This is a genomic window from Acinetobacter sp. SwsAc6, assembly GCF_013391565.1.
GTDB lineage: Bacteria > Pseudomonadota > Gammaproteobacteria > Pseudomonadales > Moraxellaceae > Acinetobacter > Acinetobacter cumulans.
The window spans coordinates 1-23,544 of record NZ_JACAXE010000027.1 but is presented as its reverse complement, the minus strand read 5'-3'; the positions used below and the strand labels follow the sequence as shown (position 1 = coordinate 23,544).

General features: G+C 36.4%; 16 protein-coding genes. 1 reads left to right on the top strand and 15 read right to left on the bottom strand.

Annotated elements, in window-relative coordinates; genetic code table 11:
- Positions 1-155: 155 nt before the first annotated feature.
- Positions 156-887, top strand: coding sequence for a Fic family protein (locus tag HYG93_RS15005; RefSeq protein WP_178962602.1), 732 nt, complete (start codon positions 156-158; stop codon positions 885-887).
- 612 nt (positions 888-1,499) lie between these two features.
- Here HYG93_RS15005 and HYG93_RS14995 read toward each other — a convergent pair.
- From HYG93_RS14995 to HYG93_RS14925, 15 genes are all read right to left on the bottom strand, one after another.
- Positions 1,500-3,203 carry a LeoA/HP0731 family dynamin-like GTPase gene (locus HYG93_RS14995; protein WP_178962601.1) on the bottom strand — a complete coding sequence of 568 codons (1,704 nt, stop codon included), beginning with the start codon at positions 3,201-3,203 and terminating at the stop codon, positions 1,500-1,502.
- Entirely contained in the window at positions 3,204-5,579 is a 2,376-nt protein-coding gene (locus HYG93_RS14990) for a GTPase (protein WP_178962600.1), read from the bottom strand.
- Between the two features lie 57 nt (positions 5,580-5,636).
- Positions 5,637-6,539, bottom strand: coding sequence for a YafY family protein (locus tag HYG93_RS14985; RefSeq protein ID WP_178962599.1), 903 nt, complete (start codon positions 6,537-6,539; stop codon positions 5,637-5,639).
- A gap of 123 nt (positions 6,540-6,662) precedes the next feature.
- Complete coding sequence (locus HYG93_RS14980; RefSeq protein WP_178962598.1) at positions 6,663-6,827, bottom strand: hypothetical protein; 165 nt, start codon at positions 6,825-6,827, stop codon at positions 6,663-6,665.
- A gap of 611 nt (positions 6,828-7,438) precedes the next feature.
- Positions 7,439-10,501: a type I restriction endonuclease subunit R gene (locus HYG93_RS14975; RefSeq protein WP_178962597.1), complete on the bottom strand. Its 3,063-nt coding sequence runs from the start codon at positions 10,499-10,501 to the stop codon at positions 7,439-7,441.
- Positions 10,489-12,531 carry a DUF262 domain-containing protein gene (locus HYG93_RS14970; protein ID WP_178962596.1) on the bottom strand — a complete coding sequence of 681 codons (2,043 nt, stop codon included), beginning with the start codon at positions 12,529-12,531 and terminating at the stop codon, positions 10,489-10,491. Before HYG93_RS14970 ends, HYG93_RS14975 begins: the two co-directional genes overlap by 13 nt.
- A gap of 3 nt (positions 12,532-12,534) precedes the next feature.
- Entirely contained in the window at positions 12,535-13,932 is a 1,398-nt protein-coding gene (locus HYG93_RS14965; protein WP_178962595.1) for a DUF262 domain-containing protein, read from the bottom strand.
- Positions 13,933-13,971: 39 nt separating this feature from the next.
- On the bottom strand, positions 13,972-15,150 hold the full coding sequence (locus HYG93_RS14960; RefSeq protein WP_178962594.1) for a DUF4268 domain-containing protein: 1,179 nt from the start codon (positions 15,148-15,150) through the stop codon (positions 13,972-13,974).
- A 56-nt stretch (positions 15,151-15,206) separates the two neighbouring features.
- Entirely contained in the window at positions 15,207-16,562 is a 1,356-nt protein-coding gene (locus HYG93_RS14955) for a restriction endonuclease subunit S (RefSeq protein ID WP_178962593.1), read from the bottom strand.
- Positions 16,563-16,570: 8 nt separating this feature from the next.
- Positions 16,571-18,937 (bottom strand): class I SAM-dependent DNA methyltransferase, encoded by a 2,367-nt coding sequence (locus HYG93_RS14950; RefSeq protein ID WP_178962592.1) that lies wholly within the window; start codon positions 18,935-18,937, stop codon positions 16,571-16,573.
- 227 nt (positions 18,938-19,164) lie between these two features.
- Positions 19,165-19,395, bottom strand: coding sequence for an AlpA family transcriptional regulator (locus tag HYG93_RS14945; RefSeq protein WP_117008170.1), 231 nt, complete (start codon positions 19,393-19,395; stop codon positions 19,165-19,167).
- A gap of 92 nt (positions 19,396-19,487) precedes the next feature.
- Positions 19,488-20,381, bottom strand: a complete 894-nt coding sequence (locus HYG93_RS14940; RefSeq protein ID WP_117008171.1) for a hydrolase or metal-binding protein — start codon at positions 20,379-20,381, stop codon at positions 19,488-19,490.
- Positions 20,382-20,493: 112 nt separating this feature from the next.
- Positions 20,494-21,537, bottom strand: coding sequence for a YqaJ viral recombinase family protein (locus tag HYG93_RS14935; protein ID WP_178962591.1), 1,044 nt, complete (start codon positions 21,535-21,537; stop codon positions 20,494-20,496).
- A 151-nt stretch (positions 21,538-21,688) separates the two neighbouring features.
- On the bottom strand, positions 21,689-22,735 hold the full coding sequence (locus HYG93_RS14930; protein ID WP_178962590.1) for a DUF932 domain-containing protein: 1,047 nt from the start codon (positions 22,733-22,735) through the stop codon (positions 21,689-21,691).
- A gap of 71 nt (positions 22,736-22,806) precedes the next feature.
- Entirely contained in the window at positions 22,807-23,175 is a 369-nt protein-coding gene (locus HYG93_RS14925; protein WP_117008174.1) for a hypothetical protein, read from the bottom strand.
- Positions 23,176-23,544 lie beyond the last annotated feature (369 nt).

Genomic DNA, 23,544 nt, shown 5'->3' with positions numbered 1-23,544 from the left:
TAAAATTAATTTTGTTCAATGTCGCTTTAGGATTTGAACTTGTGTACGGAGATTAACACATGTAAATTGAACATAAAATGAAATGTTATATCATTACTTTCTTATATTTCTGTTTTTCATGTATCATTTAAGAATACAACTGTAGGGATAAAGTTATGTTTGAAAATATTGATGCTTTAAAAACAAAATTAGATCAGCATCGCCCTCTTCCTCCTGCAATTGTAAAAAATCTACAAGAAGATCTCATTGTTCGCTGGACATACCATTCAAATGCAATCGAAGGTAATACTCTAACATTGCTAGAAACAAAAGTTGTTTTAGAAGGTATAACTGTTGGCGGTAAAGCATTACGAGAACATTTCGAGGCAATCAACCATAGAAATGCTATCTACTACGTTGAAGACATTATTCGCAAAGAAGAGCCTTTTTCTGAATGGCAAATTCGAAATATTCACCAGCTTATTCTAAAAAATATTGATGATGACAATGCTGGACGTTATCGCCAGCAAAATGTCTTGATTTCAGGTGCTACGACTACCCCGCCTGACTACACGCTGTTGAATGACAAGATGGCTCAGCTTGTTAATTGGTATAATACTGAGGCGCATAAGCTACATCCTATTGAACGTGCAACTAAAGTACACGCGGACTTTGTAGGAATCCATCCATTCATTGATGGTAATGGTCGTACATCACGTCTATTGATGAATCTCGAATTACTTAAAGCTGGATATCCTCCTTGCGTTATTACAGTGGAAAATCGCTTAGCCTACTATGAAGCATTAGATCAATGGATGGCATATAGAAAGACTGAAGCTTTTATTCAGTTAGTTTCCGAAGCTGTACTTGAAGGGTTTAAACCGTATCAGGTTGTATTGGGAATTTAAGTATATCTACTAGGCCTCTACTTGAAACTTCAATTATTTTTAGGAGGTATTACCCTACAGAACAATGAAATAAATATCATTCAGACACTAAAGTATCTCTAGAGACACCCATCATTTTACATGCTCTAGAAACATTCTGAAGTTCTTCAGCTAAATTAAACTAAAGCAATGACTAACCTCTTATAATAAAATATTCTTAAAACCAATAATTTATTACTTATACAAAATACTTAAAAATTATCACTTATTAAACAATTGCTCGCACAATAAAAAAAACTATTGCTAATAACAAAAACAACCATAAAATATCATTTATTTTCAATAAAAATCCAACCCCTCCTTGATTTTTGAAAATCCTATTCAAATTATAGTAAATAAATGCTAAATCAAAAATAACTACTACTGGAATACCAAGTATTGTACTTATTCCCAAAATATTAATAACAAGCAGTATTAGAATCTTTTTTAGATTACTCGATGTATAAACTAAATGATTTAAAAAAAAATTCTTCAAGATAGCCTCTATATAAAAATAGTAGAATCTCCTTTTAAATTAGAAGGAGATTCTAAATAACACAGCATTATTTTTAAGGTAATTAGCAAAGATAAAGTCTATGAGATGCTTCTAAACTCACCTTCAATAATCCCACCCTCTTTTCTCCAAGACACAAAAGATTTAGTCTTTGATTCATGATCCATATGCATCGATTTTATCTCTTCAACTTTATCTTTAAGTTCTTTGTAAATAGGGAAAAATTTTAAAATAAATTCATCTTTATCAATTAACTCTAAAATCTCTCTTTGCTGGTTTTGTAAATTCGCTACTAAACTCTTTCTTGCCAACTGAAACTCTTCTTGTTTCTTCGCTTGATTCCAAGTATCCCAAGCTTCTACCGCAATACCAATAAGTGGTAATGCTGTGTTAATGTTGCTCGCTAGGTTAACAGCTCCCCACGGTTGGAACTTTAACGCTTCTTTTAAATTAAGCCCAATAAATTGCCCACCCGCAACTAGGCCATCCCTTGCAGCTAAAATAGTTGTATTATCCAATTTAATATTTTTCGCTAAATGATTAAGGCCTTTTTTAGTCAAGGACCCAACAGCTGTGTCAATATTATCAATTTCTGCGTTAAAATTAACTGCTTGTGTATTTAATGCAATATTGATTTGATTGGTTTCATTTTGAAAATATTCATTAATCTTACTTGAGATAATTGATCCTTTATCACCAACTTCTCTCACTACGAACTCACCAATTGTTTCTAGACTAGTTCCTTGAACCTGCATTACTAAGTCTTGGAAATATCCATTAAAACTAGATCTTAAATTTGTTTTTGCATTGGCAATTTTTTTGGATATTACATTCAGTGCACCAGTTTCAATTTCATAAACTTGATTAAGCTTTTCCATTTCTTTCGATAGCAGAGATTGTTGCTCTTCAATTTCAGGTAGTTTTTTAATCAAAATATCACTAATAATGGACTTTCTCGTTTCTTCAATTAAACCAGTATAACCACCATTCTTTTTCACAATTTCACTAGTCGAATTTTGTAATAATTTGATATGAGACAATTTTTCGAACTCATCTCGATTTTCCATCCAATAATCAACACCTTCATCAAATGGATTTGCTGAAACTGCCACTATATGTAAATTATTAGTATCCTGTGTAGAAAGAGATAAAATCAAACTTAATCTTTCTTTAACATTTTGCTCTTTAATTTTAAATTTATCTTGGTAGTCTAATTCATCTTCTACATCTGCAACTTCATCAAAACGACTAAGAACAAAGACTGTTCGTGGAAGTAAGTTCAGATCTTTAAATAACCATTTCAAATCTTCAACATGACTTTCTTTGATCGGATTTTTAGAGTTCATGACATAAAGAATAATATGAGCTTCACTTACATATTTTTTTGTGATGTCTTTATATTTTTCAATCTCTTGAGCATCAGTATTCACTTGCTCTTTATAACCGTATAATCCAGGTGTATCAATAAGTTGATATTCTTCATCAATATCATAAATTTTAACTGCATTTGATGATTCAGAAGCACTAATATTCATAGTTGCTGGGTCAATTTTACCTAGCCATGCGGCAGCAATTGAGGTCTTTCCTTCAGAGAATCCACCTATAAGTGCAATTTTAAGTTTATCACCTTGTAAGGTATTCAATGAGTTCTTTAACTTAGCTTTAATATCTGTTGATACATCTAAACCAAACTCTTGACCCTGTATAATAAAACCTTCTAATCTACTCAATAAGTTGATAACTTTAGCCTGATTATCTTGATGATTTTTTAAAGTTTCAGACATTTATTTGACCTCGTAAGCACTGCTAATATTATTTGATAACGTTTTAAACATTTTGATTGATTGATGCATATCTTCTACAAGCCCTGTGATTTGATCACTTGGCTCATTTAGCTTTTTCTTTAAATCCAATAGCGATGGCTCAATTTTTTCTTCCACATCACTCAGGTTTTCTTTAGCAACTTTTTTCAGCTCTTTTACAATGTTTGATAAATTTTTATCAACACTTTTCTTTTGCTCAGATTTTTTAAAATCTGAATCAAAAAAACTCCAAATTGCTTTTGCAAAACTAAATAACAAACCAGCAGCCGTTAATGATATTGCAACCCAGCCGACTGGATTCCACCACATTGCAGCACCTACACCAATACCAACACCAAGCAGTCCCATTTTGTTAATGCCATTATTGATATCAAATTTCAATGAAACATTATTATTCAATCCTGTTACATCATCAGCTTTAAAGTTATTTTGAATACTGGCTAACCGTGAAGAAAGTTTCTGTAATTTTTGCTTTAAATTTTCATCAAACTGCGAAGTTTCAGTTTTAAAACCCGTAATTAAATCTTCGCTCACTGATTCCAGATTATTATCAATCTGTCGCTTCAAGATACCTTTGAACTCATCATTACTAATATCACTTTCAATCCGCTTGTAGACTTCTTGACGAGTCTTACGCTCAAAATCTTGAATGATTTTTTCAATCATCGTTTTAAGGCTTTGCACTAGGTCCAAATATTCACTATCAATTTCTTGTTTAGTGACAGCTACTTGCTTATCAATATTCAGCTTTAGATCAGTAAAGCTATTATGAATATTATTTAACTTCTCTATTGTTTGTTTTAGAACATAATTCGCTTTATTAAAATTACTCGCCTTAATTTTATAAGGTACATCTCCAATGACTTTTTGAGATAAGTGGTTTTGAAACGCACTCAGTCCTGACTTTTCCTTCAATTCATCTCGATCAGAATTATTTAAAAACTTCACCTGATTACGATATTTTTCACCAAATGGCACCAAGCAATTGGCTACTGCATAAAATGCAGCAAGTCCAGCCACCACAGTATAATTCTTATAATGTTTATCTAATGCTGATTCCATCAGTTTATTAAGGTCATTTAAGGCACCTCTTTCATCATCATTACTGATCAATCCATTTTTTAATGATCTAGGCGATGTAACGGGTTTATTGTAAACGGTCCAAACTTCTGTCTGATCTGCTAGGTGCATTTTGATTTTTTGAAGTGTGCCTTCATTTGGAGCAGCATCTTTACTTGTGACATAGAAAACAGCATGTGCTTTTTTAACAGCTTTAGAAATTTCGTTCTCAACTAGTTTTTCATCACCTTCAATTCCTGGCACATCGATTAATTTTACCTGTGTGCCATTAATATCAAATAAGAACTCTTTACTCTCTCGAGTGAAGTCACTGCGGCCATCCCCCATAATTTGGCCATCTTCAAACTCTCTTAGCTTCTCCAACATTTTTTCAAATTGCTGTAACTGCTGTTCAACTGCTTTTTTTTCATTTTCTAATTGCAAAGCAATAGAGTTGATTGGTTTTTTGGTTGAATCAAATTCATCTTGTATCGTTGTAAGATGCGATTTTTTCAACGCATATTCTTTTTCAATTTTTTGCTTCAATACTTTCAGCTCAGAATCTAATAGTGCTTTCTGTTTAATTAACTCTAACTCAATTAAACCAATTTTTTTTTCCTCTTCTAGGCGTTTAAAAATATAAATAATTTTTAACCACCATGACATATTTTGTTTTTTATATTGAACTGTCTCTTTTAAAGACACAATCTGAGTATTAAAAATTTCAAGCTTTTCGTCATTTAATAAAGATTGATTAGCAATCTGCTCATCATACTCATATTTAAGAGCATTAAGTATTTGTTGATAATCTTCTAATTTTTGATTATAGGTTTGATCTATCTCCTTTAACTTTTGATTATTTTCTAAAATTTTATGACTAATTTCATTATCAGCGTTTTTTAACTGTCCGTATGCTTCTTCATCTAATGAAAATTCATCTTTAAGCGCTTTGAATTTTTCTTGTATTTCATTTTTAGTTTTTTCAGAAAACAATAGACGTAACACTTCGATAAGTGTCGATTTACCCGCATTAGTTTCACCAAAAAAAGCAATTGTAAAGTAATCCCATTCGGAATTACGTTTAAGTTCGTCTATCTTCCTTTCAACTTCTTTTTGCTGAAAGCTTAAAATTTGCTTAGATTCATTTAGTTTTTCTCCAACTAAATTAGTATCTAAAACCTGCTCATTTTTGACAATTGTCGCAATCAAATCTGATATTTTCCCTTTTAAATCATCATAAATATTCTCAGGATGATTTAAATTAATATGACTATTCACGTACCCTTACCCTCTAACCAACCAAATTATAAATAATGTTTTTTTAAATGAACTTTTTTAACCTAAAACCAAATATTCTCTTAAGCTTATTTCTAATTGTCTCTGTAACCCTTTCGGACTCACTATTTTTAAATGAGGAATCCAGAATCGAATCAAAGGCAATAACTGCATGTCATGATTAATTTTAGAAGAAACCAGCAATCCACCATCATGTAACTCTTTGACAATTTGTTGCTCAGGTAGTATCTGACGTTGCTTAAAATAAAAAGAAACCTGACTATCAATAGATAAAATAACTTCCTGTTTATCCTGTCCGAACCAGATGCTGTCATCATCTTCCACAAGTTTTACAATATTTTGATCTGGAATAAATTGAGAATATTCATGCAAAGCGTGCATAAGCTGAATATGTGAAAGACGATAAGTACGCAATTGATCTTTTCTTACTGCTGCCAAATACCAACTACCATGATGATGTATCAAACGATAAGGCTGAACCAGTCTAGATTCTCCTTTATAAAGAAAACCAATTTGTCGCTGTTCTTGAATTGCTTTTCCAATAACTTTGAACAACTCTTTAAACTGACTTGCATCTTCAAAAGAATAACCTTTAGCACAATAAATCTGTTGTGCTCGACTATCTAAAAGTTCACGTAGAAAGGACATATCCAATGACGGATACAAATGACTAATTCCTGAGAGCTGTGCAAAATTACGGATATCCTTCGGAGCAATTTTTCCTAAATAATTTGACTCTAGGTAATATCTTTTATTTTCAACATCCTGCTGTAACGGCAAATAAGTATTGAGACGATCAAAATCTCTCGAAATCGTACGTGTACTTACCCCAAATTCTTCAGCGAGTTCTTTTATACTTAACTGATATCCCATATTTAATTTCGTTAAAATATTGGCCAATCTGTCAGCTAAACGCTCATGAATAGAATCATCACGTTGCATGGATTATCTCTAATTATTCAAAAGTAACATCAAAGTTATACTTGATTTATATTTGAAATATAACACATTAAAAATACAAAAAGTTACACTAATTCACAAAAAAAATATAAGTTTCATTTTTCTTTAAATAGAGTTTAGTCGATCTAAATAACGCTCCAAATGCAACATGGCTAGATAGTACTTTTTCAACTCAAATTTATTTATTTTTCCAAAAAGAAAAGCTCTGAAAATACGCTTTAATGCCTTCATCTTATGCTTATTGGTAAATGTATTAGGACCAATTTTCATGTAAATCTCCTTTCAAAATAGCTTTTTAAGTTTGATTGATTAAAGCTATGAATTAATTGAAAGATAAAGCATGAAAATGACAGGAGATGTCATAAGCTTATAATATTTTTCAGCATCCATTTTTAATTTTGAAATTATTATTAAGCAGAGGTGGTGAAAGTTTAACTCACCCTAAATGGCAAATTAAGACAAAAGCTTATTGAGATTTTTATTCAGTTTTGACCCATCTTTTACCCAACAAATTTTTTGACATTCAAGAGTACGCTTACAATCTTTGGCTAGATTTCTCTGATCTAGAAATAAATCTTTTTACGATATTTCAGATATCCAATAGCAAACAACACCAACGTCCCCAATATCAAATACCGATTCACTAATTTCCCACGAATTTTATCGTAAAAATTAACAATGAATTGATCTATATAAGGCATCATCTGCGTCACGCTTCGTGTCTCAAAATAATGACCGAGTTGAGCATTCAGCCATGTGATAACAGCGATACAAAATATAAAAAAGACACAAGGAAGTATCCAGACCTTTGGATAGCGCTCTAGCACTATCAGTAACGTATAGAACTCCTCTTGTATCCAATTCCACATCATAAATCTTCCTTATCTCATGACACCCTGTTGCAAACTGTATTTCCATGACATTCTAAAGGCAGTATCTTTTGAATATTGCTTGTACATATCCATATCAATCTTTCTTTGACGTAACATCACTTCATTCATAATCTTGTCAAAAGCCAAATCTTTGGTATGCGGATCAGGGTTATTCAAATACTTACTCTCAAAATCAGCATGTTCTTTTATCTGTTTTAAGATATTCACAAATTTTACTTTTTGCTCCTCAGGCGTTGCAGCCCAACCACCAAACCAACGTTCATTAAACGTTTTAATGATTTCATCTAATGGGTCTTCTTCAGTTTCACCGCCATGAGCACCACGAGGATTCGAATTTGTCGGATCTAGAACTGTCTCTTCAGTATCTAACTCAATTTGCTCATTCAGTTTTTTACGCTGTAATCCATAAGAGTTTAAATCAACTGAGTTTAACAACTCATCCAAGGCATCCGCTTCTGGATCTTCAATTTTGAGTTTCGGAATCAAGAACTTTAAGAACCAATACAACTTTTCCCAAGCTGGAACTTCATATGGCAAAATTGAAGCCATCTGTCCATAAATCTTCACGAATTGCTTTGCCTTGATCTTGAAATCAGCTTTATTTTCAGGAGTGAGTTCTAATTCAGCATCAAAACGTGCCACGGCGATATCAATCATCGGGCTTAATTTTTCTGCATCGACTGAATCGAAATACTTCGTAGCGAAATCTTCCACTTCAGTAGATTCATATACTCCAACAGTATCCAACTCATCTTTTAGTTCGTTGAGGACATTAATATCAGTCGCTTGTGACAATGTGGTCGAAGTGTAGAAACGATCAAATGAATGTTTGATATCTTCTATTTCATTGAAGAAATCGAGCACAAATAGATCTTCAGTTCTCTTACCTAATTTAGGTGCAGAACGATTTAAGCGAGACAGCGCTTGTACGCATAGTACATCGGCCAACTTTTTATCAACGTACATCGTACATAGCTTAGGCTGATCAAAACCAGTCAGGTATTTGTTCGCAACAATAAGCAATCGATACTGATCTTCATTCACGCCTACAGGCTTCTTCTCCCCCACATAACCACGATCAAACATATCTTTGGTATCGTTGTCAGAGAATCCATTGAGAATCGCTTCTGAATATTCAATACCATCTACTTTCTTCTCACCAGAGAAAGCAATGATGGCTTTAAATGGATACCCTGCTTGCTCAAGCAGACGATCTATCGCTTTGTAATAACGGATTGCAGACTCAATATTTTGAGTCACAATCATCCCTTTGGCCTTGCCTTTTAATTTCTTGGTATTTACCACATGTTGAATGAAATGATCTAACATAACTTCAGCTTTGATATCAATGGTCTGTTGAGTTTTCTCTACATAACTTCTTAAGGTTTTCTGCGCTTTTTTAGTATCAAATAACGGATTGTCTAGAATCGACTTCTCAATTTCATAGAAGCTCTTATATGTCGTGTAATTGGACAAGACATCTAGAATAAACCCTTCTTCGATTGCCTGTTTCATCGAATACAGATCAAAAGGTTTAAAAGAACCATCTACTTGCTTTTCACCAAACTTTTCTAAAGTCGTGTTTTTTGGCGTTGCAGTAAAGGCAAAATAGGATGCATTGCCTTTCATCTTACGTGCCAACATCGCACTTAAGATTTTATCTTGTGCATCTATACCATCACTGTCTTCATTGGCTTTACCCATGACTTCATTCATTTTGTCATGTGCAACACCAGATTGAGAGCTATGTGCCTCATCAATGATCACAGCAAAACGTTTATCACTTAAATCTGCAATCCCATCGATAATGAAAGGGAATTTTTGAATCGTGGTAATAATGATCTTTTTGCCATTTTCTAAAGCAGATTTCAGCTCTGATGACTTATGGGCATGTGCCATAATATTCTTAACTTCAGAGAACTCCTTAATGTTCTCTTTAAGCTGTTTATCCAGAATACGGCGATCCGTCACCACAATCACTGAATCAAATAAGGGATGTTCTAGCCCTCGGCTTCCTGCAATGTCTTTTTCTACTGGGTAGGCTTCAATCAACTGAAATGCTGCCCATGTAATCGAGTTTGACTTACCTGAACCTGCGGAATGTTGAATAAGATATGTCTGCCCTACGCCACGTGTTGAAACATCATGAATGAGACGGCGTACTACACTGAGTTGATGATAACGTGGGAAATACAGATTCCTTTTATCTAATAAGGTTTTCTCATCACCATCTAGTCGTACGAAGTGCTGAACGATATTTGCCAAACTTTCTTTTGAAAGTAGCTCATTCCAGAGGTATGCTGTTTTATGCCCCTCTGCATTTGGCGGATTTCCTGCACCTGCGTTATGGCCCTTGTTGAAAGGTAAGAAAAAGGTATTCGCTCCAGCCAACTTCGTAGTCATATAGACTTCATCGGTATCGACAGCCATATGTACAATACAACGAGCAAAGCTCAATAAGGGCTGTGTGATATCTCGATCTTGTTTATATTGTTTTTGCCCATGATAACGAGCATTTTGCCCTGTCCAATCATTCTTTAATTCAAAAGTAATAATTGGAATACCATTTACAAATACCACCATGTCAATTTCTTGTAGTGGATTGGCTTTTGAGTAACGTAATTGGCGAGTTACACTAAAAATGTTCTGCTTGAATCGGTCTTTAATCTTCTGAGAACTACTTGCCAACGGCGCTGGGTACATCAACTGAAAATGCGCTTGATCTACGGCGAGACCTTTTTTCAGTAGATGAATCACCCCATGCTTACGGATCATTCGATCAAAGCGTTCATAGATTTTACGTTGCCAATCGTGTGGATTAAATTTTTGAATCTTTGCCAGTTCATCAGCTTGTGTTTGTTCTAAGAACTGCCAGAAATATTGGGTATCTAAGGCATACAACATGTCAAAATTTGCAGGTGAACCCGATACAAAGCCATGATGAGGTAGAGAAATATCGGTTAAACCTGCTTTAACATTTTCGAGGCATGTTCCAGTCAGCGCTTTTTCAATTGCCATTTCCAAAGCACGTTCGTTAGTTAAACTGACCATGTCATACCCTCACCCTTATAATGTTGTTCCAATATATTCAGCATATCTTGCTGATGTTCAATAATCGTATGGATATCTAGCTCTTTACTCTCGCTGTCTAAACGGTCAAATAAGTTCTTTAATTTCAATGAATCATAAATAGGCTTCTCATAGAAATCTGCTCTTTTGACACGAATAGGTTTATTGCTATATTCTGAATTCTGACTCGGGCTAAGCAATGCCAAATTGCCAAAAGCATGCAAATATTGGTCGTCTAACCCTAAGCTATATTTTTCATTCTGTGGATGTATATGTTCAATCGAATTCTTGGAGCTAATACGATAGCCTTTAAACTGTTTTTGATCACGACATTGCATCAAATTATCGAACTTGATCGCTTTCCATAATGTGTATTCAAGTTTCTGAAACCAATAATGTTTAAATCCAGTGCCTTGAGGAGTATTTAAATTTGCTTGGATATTATCAAAAGAGTCCTTTGCAACTTCTACCCCTTGGGCCAACAAATAACTCGCTTGTTTCTGAGTCTGCGTTGTTAAAGAAAGTGTATTGTCAATTTTCTCAAGAATGCTCAATGCTTCCTCATCACAAGCCTTTTCACCACGCTGTTCAAAGACTTTTACTAGTTCCATTAAATATGGCGTCAGCCAATAATGTGCATTACGGTCAGTTGTGAAAATACAAACGCTTTGCAATTGCTGTAGTGCCGAATACTCCTGTTTTGATCTTGGATAGGAGTCATTTTTATCAAGTGCTGATATATAGGTTAATACTAGCTCCTCTGATCGACTCTCTTCATCTTCTATCCATCTTACCGCAAAGCGATCAAACAAATAACGAACTTGCCATAAGGTCTGTATAAATGCCTTAATATGAACTTCATCTGCTTCTTCTAAAAAATCATCAAAGATTTCTTGAAGTTTTGCACCTGTCATTCGTTGCTGAATATCTGTACCTAAGTTTGCTTTAATTTTATAAATTCTTAAGGCATGAATCAGCAATAAGTCAAAACTTAAAAAAGAACGAAAAGTATAATTAATTTCTTCATTTCCTAAGCTTTTTACTACCGGCTGAATCTCTTTTTGAAAGCTGATATTTTCATTATTGATGTCTGATTTAAAATCATCAAATATCTTAGAAATTGAAAGATCTAGCTGTTCTACTTCAGATGAAATTCGCAAGCAGAGGAAAGCCATTTTTGATGGCTGATATTTAACTAAATCAGCAAAGCTCAATTTTCGCCAACTTTCTATGCTGATTTTCCCTTTGAGTAATCGTTCAAAATATTGATTCATATTTTGGCAGATATCCCATATTTCACTATAAAGGACTTTATCTGTATTTATCTTTTTAAAGATTTTTGCTTTTACCAAGTCTACAGGCTCTAACTGAACACCTGCTGTATTCATACTGGTAAATATCTTATTCAAATCTGTATCAGTAGGGACGATGTTGTTTACCCAAGTCACATGGTGGTAAACATAATCTAGATATCCAATTAAAACACCTTGATTTTTCAGTGATTCTAAATACTGACGAATAACAACTAAGCCTTGTTCAATTTTTTCAAGATATTCATCTTCTTGGGCATTGAATACATGCTTTGCCATAACCTTGGCCAATCCAGAATGTTCTTGCAAAAAAGCTTGTACATTTTCTCTAATTTCAAAATGTAATCTTGGTTGTTTTTGAATACTCGCGACACCTAGTATTGGATGCGTTATTTTTTCTGTTAAGCTCATACAAGCTAGAGAAAATAGCATCAGAGTCGTCGTTCGTTGTTGTCCATCAATCAACTCGAGTACATCAACATTTTCATTTCCTAATACGATGTTTCTTCGAGCCGTCAGAGTGCTTCCCACATAATAATGAGGTTCTTCAAGTATATATGCTGAATGAATATCTTCTAATAGTCGTTTTATTTCATCGCTTGTCCAAACATAAGGGCGTTGGTAACTCGGGATAATGAATTGATATTTTTGCTCTACGACACGTTGAAGCGTCAATAATTCTGTATCTACACACTGATTCATTTCTTACCCCAAATTCTTTATTTTCTGCGTTAGCTGTTCGAAAAAGCCCTGTTGTATTTCTTCGTTTTTCAAATTCAGTTCAAAGTGCTTTATAGTTTCTTGAATAAAGGTTTTTTTGAGGGACTTTTTAGTCTCATCCAGATCATACTCCGTAACCACAAAATTCAAACTATCTAAATGTTTAAAAGAATCTTCGGGTCGATAAGCCATCACCAAATGATCTAATAGTTGATTATCTTTGAGCAGTTTAGGTACGCTCTCCGCTTGTACTCTAGTCTTATTCGTTGCTCTTGGTGAATAGGCCACACGGAAAAACTTTTTCGCAAAAATATCTAATTTGTATTCACCAAATTTGCTTACATATAGCATGATGCCAATGGCATATAACTCTGCTAAAAAATGACATCCTTTTAGCTGTTTTAACCACTTTGTAAATTGGTAATACTCTGCTAGATACGCTACATCCAAGTTTTGGTAATACTTTAAATACAACTGATTGTAGTATTCTAAGTATGAAATGGTATTAATCCCTGCATTTAATGGTTGTCTGAAATGGTAACTGTTGGGCGTGCTGATCTGTGAGGAGCGATTGACAGGGTTATACTCTGTGCTGATTTGGCTATAAGCAATATCTTCTGTACCTTTTTGGGTATTCTTTGAAAATTCTTCAATAATGGCATTTTTAATTGCGACTTTGTTTTTATAGTAAGGGATGTCTCTGAAGTTGAGAACATTCCAATATCGCCCTAATAATAATCTCCATACCGTCTCAGAAAACTCCCCCAAGCTTTCCCATTTTTTGGCATAAAACGTTTGGTGTTTCTTTTGTTGTTCTGAATTAATCGCACGAAGATGGTATGCCTTAATAATATCGATACCCGATAAGCGAACACCGCCTGTATTTTGCGTTTCAAAGAATTTATAAGCATCATCTTCCGATGGTGTGACCACCAATGAAACAACAATTTTTTCGAGATCGATACTTTTGTCCCATTCCGCTTTAATCGAGTGTAGATAGGCTAAATTGCGTCGGATATGCTCAACACTCACACTCGAGTGATAGCTTAAAGTGACATCTTGCAGTTGTTCATTCAAGTAGCCAAATAACGTTAAACTGGTCAACCTTTGCTGACCATCAATAATATTCAACTCTGTATCTTTGGCATGTAAGATAATACTGCCTAAGTAGTAAGCACTGCGTTTCGATTTTTTCTGATGCTCTTCAATATCAGTAATGAGTTGATCCAGTTGTTCTGCATTCCAAATATATGGTCGCTGATATTCAGGTATCTTCAATTTACCTTGTATATCTGCTTGGTCTTGAACCTGAATATTTCCACCACGAAGCAACTGTGCCACATTGCACACTGCTACTTTAATCAACGCTTGTGATTCTGACACAACCTACCCTCAATTTTAAATTTTTAGATCTATGTTTTCTTACTTAATCACTTGATACGCTTCATTCATATATGGCTTAAAGGCTTGCTCAAGCTTTTGTATATGTTCCAAATGCCATGCGATATGACTTTGCCATAAGTCCTGATTATGACCATCGGTATTCAAAATAAACTCAATCCGAGATGATTTCTTAGCATCTAATCTCAGCCACTCTAAAGGCTGACCAAATTTTCGCTCAATCTCTTCTTTACGCTCATAAAAGAAATCAAAGAGCTGTTTATTCTCCACGGCGTCCTTCCGAGCAAACTCAATATCTACTCGTATCGCTTTTTGTAAGAAAATAAGATGATAAGTACATTGCGATATACCAGTTGCCGAACTCAACCAATGATCAGACTTAGGACTAATATTGTTATAAAGCGAATTGTCGCCTTGAGCAAAATGAGCGAGCAATTGCTCCCAATATTGGTAGCGTATATCGGTATGATCTGCTTGTTTTACTTTAGCTATGGTTTCTTCATCTTCCTTTCGAGTGAGTCGTACCATATATTCTGATGCTTCAGGTACAGGAATAATTTGTTGAATATCCACCAACAATTGTTCGTCCAGTTTATAAGGCGATACCTTCACGCACTTCACATCAATCTTACGGTCAAGTAACCACAATGCGGTATTGGTCACTTCCTTACGAAACTCGCCTGCCACCAAGATAATACGCTGGCTATTCCTTGGGTTTAAGGTGGTGATTGCCACACCCATTTCTTGATGTTCTTCTAAAAAGCGCTCAATCAGAATTTTTGCGGTGTTTTTAACTTGATCTGCATCAAATGCATTCGGTTCTAAGTCGGGATATTCAGGTCTATTTTTAAACAGATATTTTGCAAAGACGTCTTCGATGTCATCTGAGGTAAACGGCGCAACATAAGAGGCATATTTCAGTGCCTGCCACACGGCGTCACGTCCACTGTCATCTCGTTTGTTTTCAATCAGTACAAGCTGTCCTTTGGTGTCTAATGCCAATAGGTCTAAGCGTTCACCTGTGCCATCAAAGCCATCAAATTCTTTTTGGATAATCAGCAGTTCTTCGCCCAATGCTTCAGGGTGGCTGACTAACCATTCTTGTAAGTCATAACGCTCTGTGAGATTCTGCTCTTTAAGTGGCGTAATACTCAACGGTTCTAATACTTTTTTTGCTGTGTCTACTGTATATAAGCTCATATTCTCCCCGAAATATTAAAAAACCTAGCCAACTGAAGTTCGCTAGGTTTAATTTTTTATGCCACTTTAATTTTGCCTGTGACAGCATCATTAATGAGTGTGGTCTTATATTCTTTTAACTTTTCAATTTGAGTTAGCAATAGGTCTTTACCCTTTTCTAACTCCAACATTCTTTTATCTAAGAAAGATGCTATTTGAATTTGTTCATAAAGTGACGGTAATGCTATAGGGAAATTACCTATTGATTCTTGTGATATCCCCATAAAAGTAGTACCTGTACCCTTAACCTGTACATAGTCTTGAAATTTTTCACTCAACATAAAATAAAGCATATATTTTGAGTCAAAGAAAAATTCATCTTGGGTCTTTAAAGATCTAATAAGTAATAAATGACTATTTAAGCAAGCTAAATCTGGCAAATTTGAAATGTATGCCATTTTCCCCATCTTGGCACCATCTTTCATCAATAAAATGTCACCAATATTAAGTTGAATATGTGCATCCATCTTGTAACGCTCTATAGACACATGTGGGCATTTATCCCAATTAATATCTAGCCCGTCAAAATGTGCACTACTAACGACATATGGTCCTTCATCAATATATTCATCAGCTTTTAAACCTTGCCAACCTTGACGACCTTTTAGCGATGCTATGTGCTTTAGTTTTGTAATTGTATTCCAATGCTCAGGAATTTGACCAATCCATTCCACACCCGAATCTTTCATCGTTACATTTGGATCTAAACCTTGCGTCACTGCTTTTTGAATCACAATTTGCTTACGTTCATTGAGTAAAGCAATTTGCTGTTCTTTAATGGCAATGGCTTGATCGATATTCATCAAAAAAGGATTTAACAAATCTAAAATCTTAGATTGCTCATCTAAAGAAGGTAAAATTATGAAAAATTCAGAGTATTTATCTGCACCGATATTTTCAATAGTAGCTTTATTGAAAATCAAATTTTTCCATTCAAAGAAAACTTCTGAATTTAAATACAGATATAGATATTTTGGAATAATTTTGTTAATGTCCGCTTTAGCTTTAATTAAATAACCTGCGAAACAAAAAGCTTTTTCATTTGCATTTTCTAATTTAAACAAAAAACTTTTACCAACTGATGCACCACTTCTTGCTAACAGAATATCGCCATCATCCAACAAATAATCTTTACCTTTTTTCCAAGTCAAAGATAATTTGTTTTTTTCATCCAACTTTCCATCATCATTAAAATCAGTGATTCTAATGTATCTAGGTAAATCCTCTGAAAATTCTATACCTGATTCATTAGCTCCATATTTGAGAGGTTCTTGTAGTAAGTGCTTAAGTTTTACGACATTCCAATCATGTGGAATTTCACCAATCCAATCCATACCTGAATCTTTATAAGCATCATATTTTTCAAACATCATACTTTCCCTTAAAGACCCAAAATCTGTGCAATCAAACCATCGGCTTGTTTCTCAAGACTTAAAATATCCTGAGCCACATCTTCTAAAGAACGCAACGGCTTATGCTGGTAGAAATACTTATTAAAGCTAATCTCATAACCAATCTTCACAGAATCCAGATTAATCCACGCTTCAGCCACATGCGGTTTCACTTCATCTAAGAAATATTGATGAATCTGCTGTTTTAACGGTACAGATTCACTATCACGTAAGTCGCTATTGCTTTCATACGTGGTGAACTCGCCTTTTTTCGCCGTTGCATAATAGCCAAAGTCGGCTAAATCAGCTTCTGTACAACCCAAGTGTTCAACTAAATCGACAAGCTCAGCGTCATTGAACTTCACAACTTTTTTCACCACTTTTTCTGCGTTTTCGTCATACCAACTGACCGCATTTAAAATGTTGTTCTTTTCAGAATTCGACAGCTTAATCTTTAAAGCTTTGATTGCTTCATCCACTTTTTTCTTAAACAGGTTAAAGTCTGAGAACTCATCTGTACCCACCTGTTGCATGATGCTTAACGCATTGTCCAATGCTGTTTTCAAAGCATTCCAATGTTTCACATCAAACAGCTTGGCTTGGGCTTTATTGTTCAGCGTAATCTCTTGATCTTCGCACCATGCCAAGACTTCTTTTTTCACCGCATCAAGCTTCGCATCGCTATAAATATCATCGCCATAAGTGCTATACATATATTCCATTGGCTCAGACAATGACTTATCAAAACGTAAGCCTTGCAAACGCTCTGCACTAAACTGTGCGCTACGGCGGTCTGGACGCTCAATATTAACTTTGTAATAACCAAAGTCTTGGTTATCAAACACCTTGCTTGCAATACCTATAGGATCATTTTTTGCATCAAGCTGACGTTCTACATCTTGACCTGCAAGATAAGTCTGCATAATTTCAGCAATATGTTCAGGCGCAAATTCACAGTTTTTATTGCCCAAGTTTTTACGCAACTTACGGAACATCAAACTTGCATCAATCAGTTGTACTTTGCCTTTGCGCTGTACTGGTTTGTTATTCGACAACAACCAAATATAGGTGGTAATACCCGTGTTATAGAACAAGTTATTTGGTAACTGCACAATCGCATTAAGTAAATCATTTTCGATGATATAACGACGAATATTACTTTCACCACCACCTGCATCACCGGTAAATAAGCTTGAACCGTTATGAACTGAGGCAATACGACCACCAATGCCGTTATGCTCAGGCGATTTCATCTTATTGACCATTTCCATCAGGAACAGAAGCTGACCATCGCTTGAACGTGGTGTAGCATCACAGCTTTCTTCATTGCCCCAATAGTCTTTTAATTTCACGATGAAACGTGGATCAATGACATCTGAACCATCTTTAATATGCTTTTGCTCAGATGCCCAGCTCTTACCATACGGTGGGTTAGAGAGCATGAAGTCAAACTTGGTGCCGACAAACTCATCTGTTGTCAGTGTTGAACCAACACGAATATTTTCAGGGTTATTGCCCTTAATCATCATGTCTGACTTACAGATCGCATACGTCTCGTCATTGATCTCTTTACCATACAAAAGCACATCACGGTTGCCATTTTCCACGCTATAACGTTCTTCAATAAAGTTTTGAGCTTCTGTCAGCATCCCACCCGAACCGCAAGCAGGGTCATATACTGTAATGGTTAATGGTAACTTTTCTTGGATGGAGTCAAAGACAAAATGCGTCATTAACTCAATCACTTCACGTGGCGTAAAGTGCTCACCCGCCTCTTCGTTATTTTCTTCGTTAAATTTACGAATTAATTCTTCAAAGACATAACCCATACCTAAGTTAGTCAATGCAGGTAAACGGTAGCCGTCTGGATCGACTGCATCTTCAGGCGTTAAATTGATGTATGGTGATAAGAATTTCTCTACCACATCTAACAGCACATTTTTATGTGACATATGGCGAATTTGAGTATAGAGGTTAAAGCATTGGATGATTTCTTTAACGTTGTCGCTAAAGCCCTCTAAATACTCTTCAAAGTTTGCCAATAATATTTGAGAGTTATTTGATGCGGCGGTATATAGTGAGCGTAATGTCCATTTAGAGGTGTTATAGAACACATAGCCTGATGCTTCTTTCAGTGGCTCATCATCGAACTCGGTGAGTTCCATTTCGACTTGTTGGTAGCGAACTTCTTCGAGTACTGCATCTTTAGTCGGCTCTAATAAAGTGTCCAAACGGCGTAATACCACCATCGGCAAAATTACATCACGATATTTACCACGTACATAGACATCTCGAAGACAGTCATCAGCAATCGACCAGATAAATGAAACCAATTTGTTATGTACTGAATGATCCATAAGAACCCAAATAAAGCATTAAATTTTAATGCCCGTATTTAACACTATTTTCAAGGTTTACGGCAGTGTATGAATGGATTACTTGAGGGTAATACATCGACTTATGTCGTATAAAAAACTTCAGAAAATGAAGGCTTATCGCGGATTTAATAAAGTTCTATTTTAAAGTCGGACAAAAATTGAAGCACCTATCAATAAAACAAAAAAATAAGGGAGCAAAGCATCCCTTATTCTCGACTCGCCAACTTATTTTCAATCCACTTATGGATCTCATAAGCTGACCAGCCAATACGGTTTTGGGTAATTTTAACTTTCTTTGGAAATGTCGGATCATAATACGGTGAGTTTTCATCCATCATTTCATAGATCGTAGAACGTGCAACACCTACAATTTCTACAACCTGCTTAATATTGATGAGTTGATTCATTTGAAAAGTTTGACCAACAAACGCATTCATGAGTTTACTCCTAATCATTCATGCGAGCGGTTATTCGCTCAAATGATATGCAGCTCCGTAAAAATTTAATCTCCTTAACCCTCAACAATCATTCAATTCAAAGTTTGAACAGAACGCTGTAACTCATTCTGTAAATTCAAGCTTGTGGTTTTCTTTTGTTGAGCATCATCGATGCCTTCATCAGATGGATAAAACTCTTCAATGACGTCTAACCCATCACCTGAATCCATTTCAAAAACTGCATTTGCATAACCCTGTCTTGCCTTGTGATCTAAAGCTTCCTGATTAAAACCACTCGATTGACTCTGTTGCTCAATTTCTTTAGCAGTCTGTATAGCTTGCTTTAAATCAACGCCTTCACGTAAAGTTAAATCCACGTAATACACAGGCTGGCGATAGCTTTGGGTCGTGGATTTACCCCGAAGTGTAAGTTGCAATGGCAAACATGAAAGTAATCCATTCGATGCAGCATGGTAGTAACTCAGCCGTGCCGCCAAAGTTCGAATACTGTTAAAACCAGTGGTTCTAAAGATGAAGGTGCCAAGCTCATCCGATTCATCTAAATTGACATGTAGCCGTCCATAAGGCTTGCAATTACCGCCTTGGGCCATTGAACATAAATCAGGTGATGGACATGGATGCTGTGCCACACCTTGACTAGTTAAGCGCTGGCAGGTTTCACCATTGCCGACACAAACGGGGCGTCCAGTTTGACGATCAAATAAACTATATTCGGCTCTCAAATTAAGTTCAGGATCATTGAAAATCATCCGAACTGGTATAGTTCTGAGTTTTTGGTTTTGCGCTTTCGCTCGAAGTTGTTCATCAAGTGGATGTTTCACCCAACCACTATCTTTACTTTGGATTTGACTGGTAATGGTGAACTGATCATCTTTTTCAGGCAGACGCTTGCCATTCTTTTCCACCATTCGGCCAATGCTGATTCGCCCTAAAATAGGCGGTGTTATTGCTAAACCTTTAATCATGATATTCCTCTTTTTAACAATGAAATCGGCATAAAAAATCCCATGCTGTTTGGCATGGGATCGTTATGGCCTTAAATTGATTTGCTTGTGAATCGCGATAAATGAATTCATATCAATCATCATTTGGGTAAATATTGAAGCGTCTTGAACCAGATTTACTTTGCGGAAATTGGTTCAGATATTCAGGGTGCTGTTTAAGTAATGCTTTGCTATCCAAGCTAATCGAGTCTTTGGCCTTTTTCCATGTCACCGAACCAGCTTTAAAGGTCGCACGTTCGGCCTCCTGCATCTTGGCCTGCAACTGGTGCTTTAGCAGATCGAATTGCTCTTGGTGCTTTTCAATATGATTGCGTGCTTGAATCAGCTGCTCAAACTGTTGATTGGCCTGTTCATCTAACGATAAATCTGTCGTACTTAGCGGTACATGTTCTGGATACAGTAATTGCAAGGCTTTAGCAGCCGATTCACTGGCATCTGCATCAGGTGGTGTATCCTTTTCCACGCACTCCCAGAAGTAACGCTCTGCATTCACGATATGCTGAATCACCGATTCTGAACGGGTCACTTTAAATATGCGGGTTTCATGTCCGCAAATCAGTACACAGATATGTGCTGCCTTCTTTCCAGTCACAGCCAATTGATGCTGAACCTGACACAGTACATATAGAGGCACACCATCCCGCCAAAGCTTAGCGCCATATTCCCCTGCGGTTTTACATTCTAGAATCTGCACATCTACGTCACCCACTACTGAATAATCTAAGTTGGCTAACATGAAATGCTTGTCTGGGTCAGGATGCTGCAGCACAGCATTAACCCGGCGGACTTTATAGTTGGTATGCATGCTGTAATACTCAGCGACCAAGGGTTCCAAACGCTTGCCCCAATACAGTGGTGCATGGCCTTCACTTTCATCTTCAATCAATTGCTTGATCCGTCCAGTCTTGATCATCCAGAGTTCCAGCATCGACATATAAGGGTTGAGCCCACAGGCTGCAGCACAGTCACTGCTACCGATGCCTTGCCTGCGCACTTCTAGCCATTCAGCCTGACTGAGTTTCTTAGTCTCCACAAAACGTTTCGCATTGAAAAGTTTAGGGGGACTGAATACTTTAGGCTGTGCAGAAGCTACTGACAGATTTGATAAATGATTCATTGTGAATTCCTCTATTTTAGATTTTGGGCATAAAAAAGCCGTGCCTAAAGACACGGCTTTAAGAGCTTGGTATTTGGGTCATTAGTGAAGAAAAATATTTGCCCTTGTTCTGTGATACTTAGGCTAATTTATAAAAAGAGAACTATTGAGCTTAAGCAAGCATACGCAGCGCTTGTTCGAGTCCACGTTGCTTCAACCCAGCACCTGCGCCAAACCAAGCTGAATCGAGTCGGTGATCTTGACTCATAGCCCGGCGTTCATGATCGGCAAATTCTGTAATACTGCATAGCAAGCCATAAGCAGTATCTTTGGCTGAACTGAGTTCTGCCCCACGACCATGTCCATTAAACATGCTCATGACTTTAGACATGGCGCGTCCATTAGGTTCAGTCTTGTTTTCAGCTTTATTGGATTGGCTTCCTTGCGCTGCCACATTACGATAAAACTGAATAATACTGTCATCCTGTTCGGTTGGACTGAGGCTCGTGTTATTAAACACAGCATCGAAATAAGTAGCCGCTTCCTGTTGAGTGACTTTACGTTGACTCAGTTGTTTCATTTCATACATGTGCTCATTCCATACACGGACGGATATACCGAGTTGCTGTTTAATTTTCTCAGCATCAAACTTGGTGCTGTGTGGCACTTTAACTACGCCTGAACTAGCGTTCTGACCTTTTAAGGCAATCGCTAAGGTGTTATTACACACCACACGAATACTGGTGAATTGTGCTGTTGTTGCCAATGTACCATCACACGCCGTAGCCAAGAGAATGTAACCATTACTGACATCTTTACCCTTTAATGCAGAAGTCTGCCCTGTTTTAGCTAATGCCCAAAATTTCTTTCCTCCTTTAAGTACCCCAGCAGTTTCCAGTTCAAAGCCCGATTGTTCAGTCAGGTCTTTGTAGAAATGCAGAATTTCTTTAGGTTGAACTTCCTGATAACGCTGACTCACCACAGATAAAGGGGCATGCGTATCAGAACGATAAAGTACTCTCTGTTCTTCATAAGGCATGATGATGTTTTGCCCACGTTGATTTTGAGACATATAACTGACGTTGGATGATTCTATACGCCAGTCCATGCCTGCCTGCTGTGCCCAGACTTCAATTGGTTGGTTTTGGGTGAGTTGGTTACCTAAGCCATGCCAAGGGGTTTCACCGACATAGGCCATTTGTTCAATTTGATGTGCCATCGTTCTTTTTCCTATTGAATGTAAATTTTGGTTTTTTGTGTGTTTTAAAGTTGCGAGGTGTTTTGTGGGGGCTAAGCTCGATCTGTAAAGCTCTGGGCAAAGTGATGACCACATTCCAGACACTCATACAGAATTTGTGCTTGCGCGGTTTCTTTCAGCATGGGATTGGGTTGCTGTTCTTGGACATAATTGAGGAAACATGCAGCACAGCCGACTGCTCCACCAATAACAGCACCGACCACATAGACCATCGGACGTTGCCCTTTGATCAGACGGGCACCTGAAATACCCATTGCTGCATAATTGACGATATATTGCATCAGGCTCTGCATCGGTGGTTTAAGTAGGGTTTGACCCAATGAAGGGTTGGGATTGGGTATGTGTGGTGCAGCAATTTCTATTTCATCGCTGGCACACATCGGACAATAAATTCGAGGCATATCGATAACTCCATAAAATTTCAGGCATAAAAAAACCATGCCCCCAAAGGGCATGGTTTTTGATGAGCTTATCTTTGATTCAGTACTTAATTACTAAGGTAGGGTCTCAAGTTTCAGATTTAGTTGAACTGATAACTTCCATTACCCTTGTTCGTTTCAATGTCCACTTGTACTACATTTTCAAAACTGCAACCTCGTAATCGAAGACGAAATACCTGTCCCATTTTGAAATGTAATGGAAATGAACCGTACCGGGTTTGTCGGAGACATTTTTATTTAAGTTAGGCCACGTGACCTAACGGGTTAATCTTATCATAGTACATTGCTTCAAACTCAAAAGGCGATACATAACCCAATGCGCTGTGTACA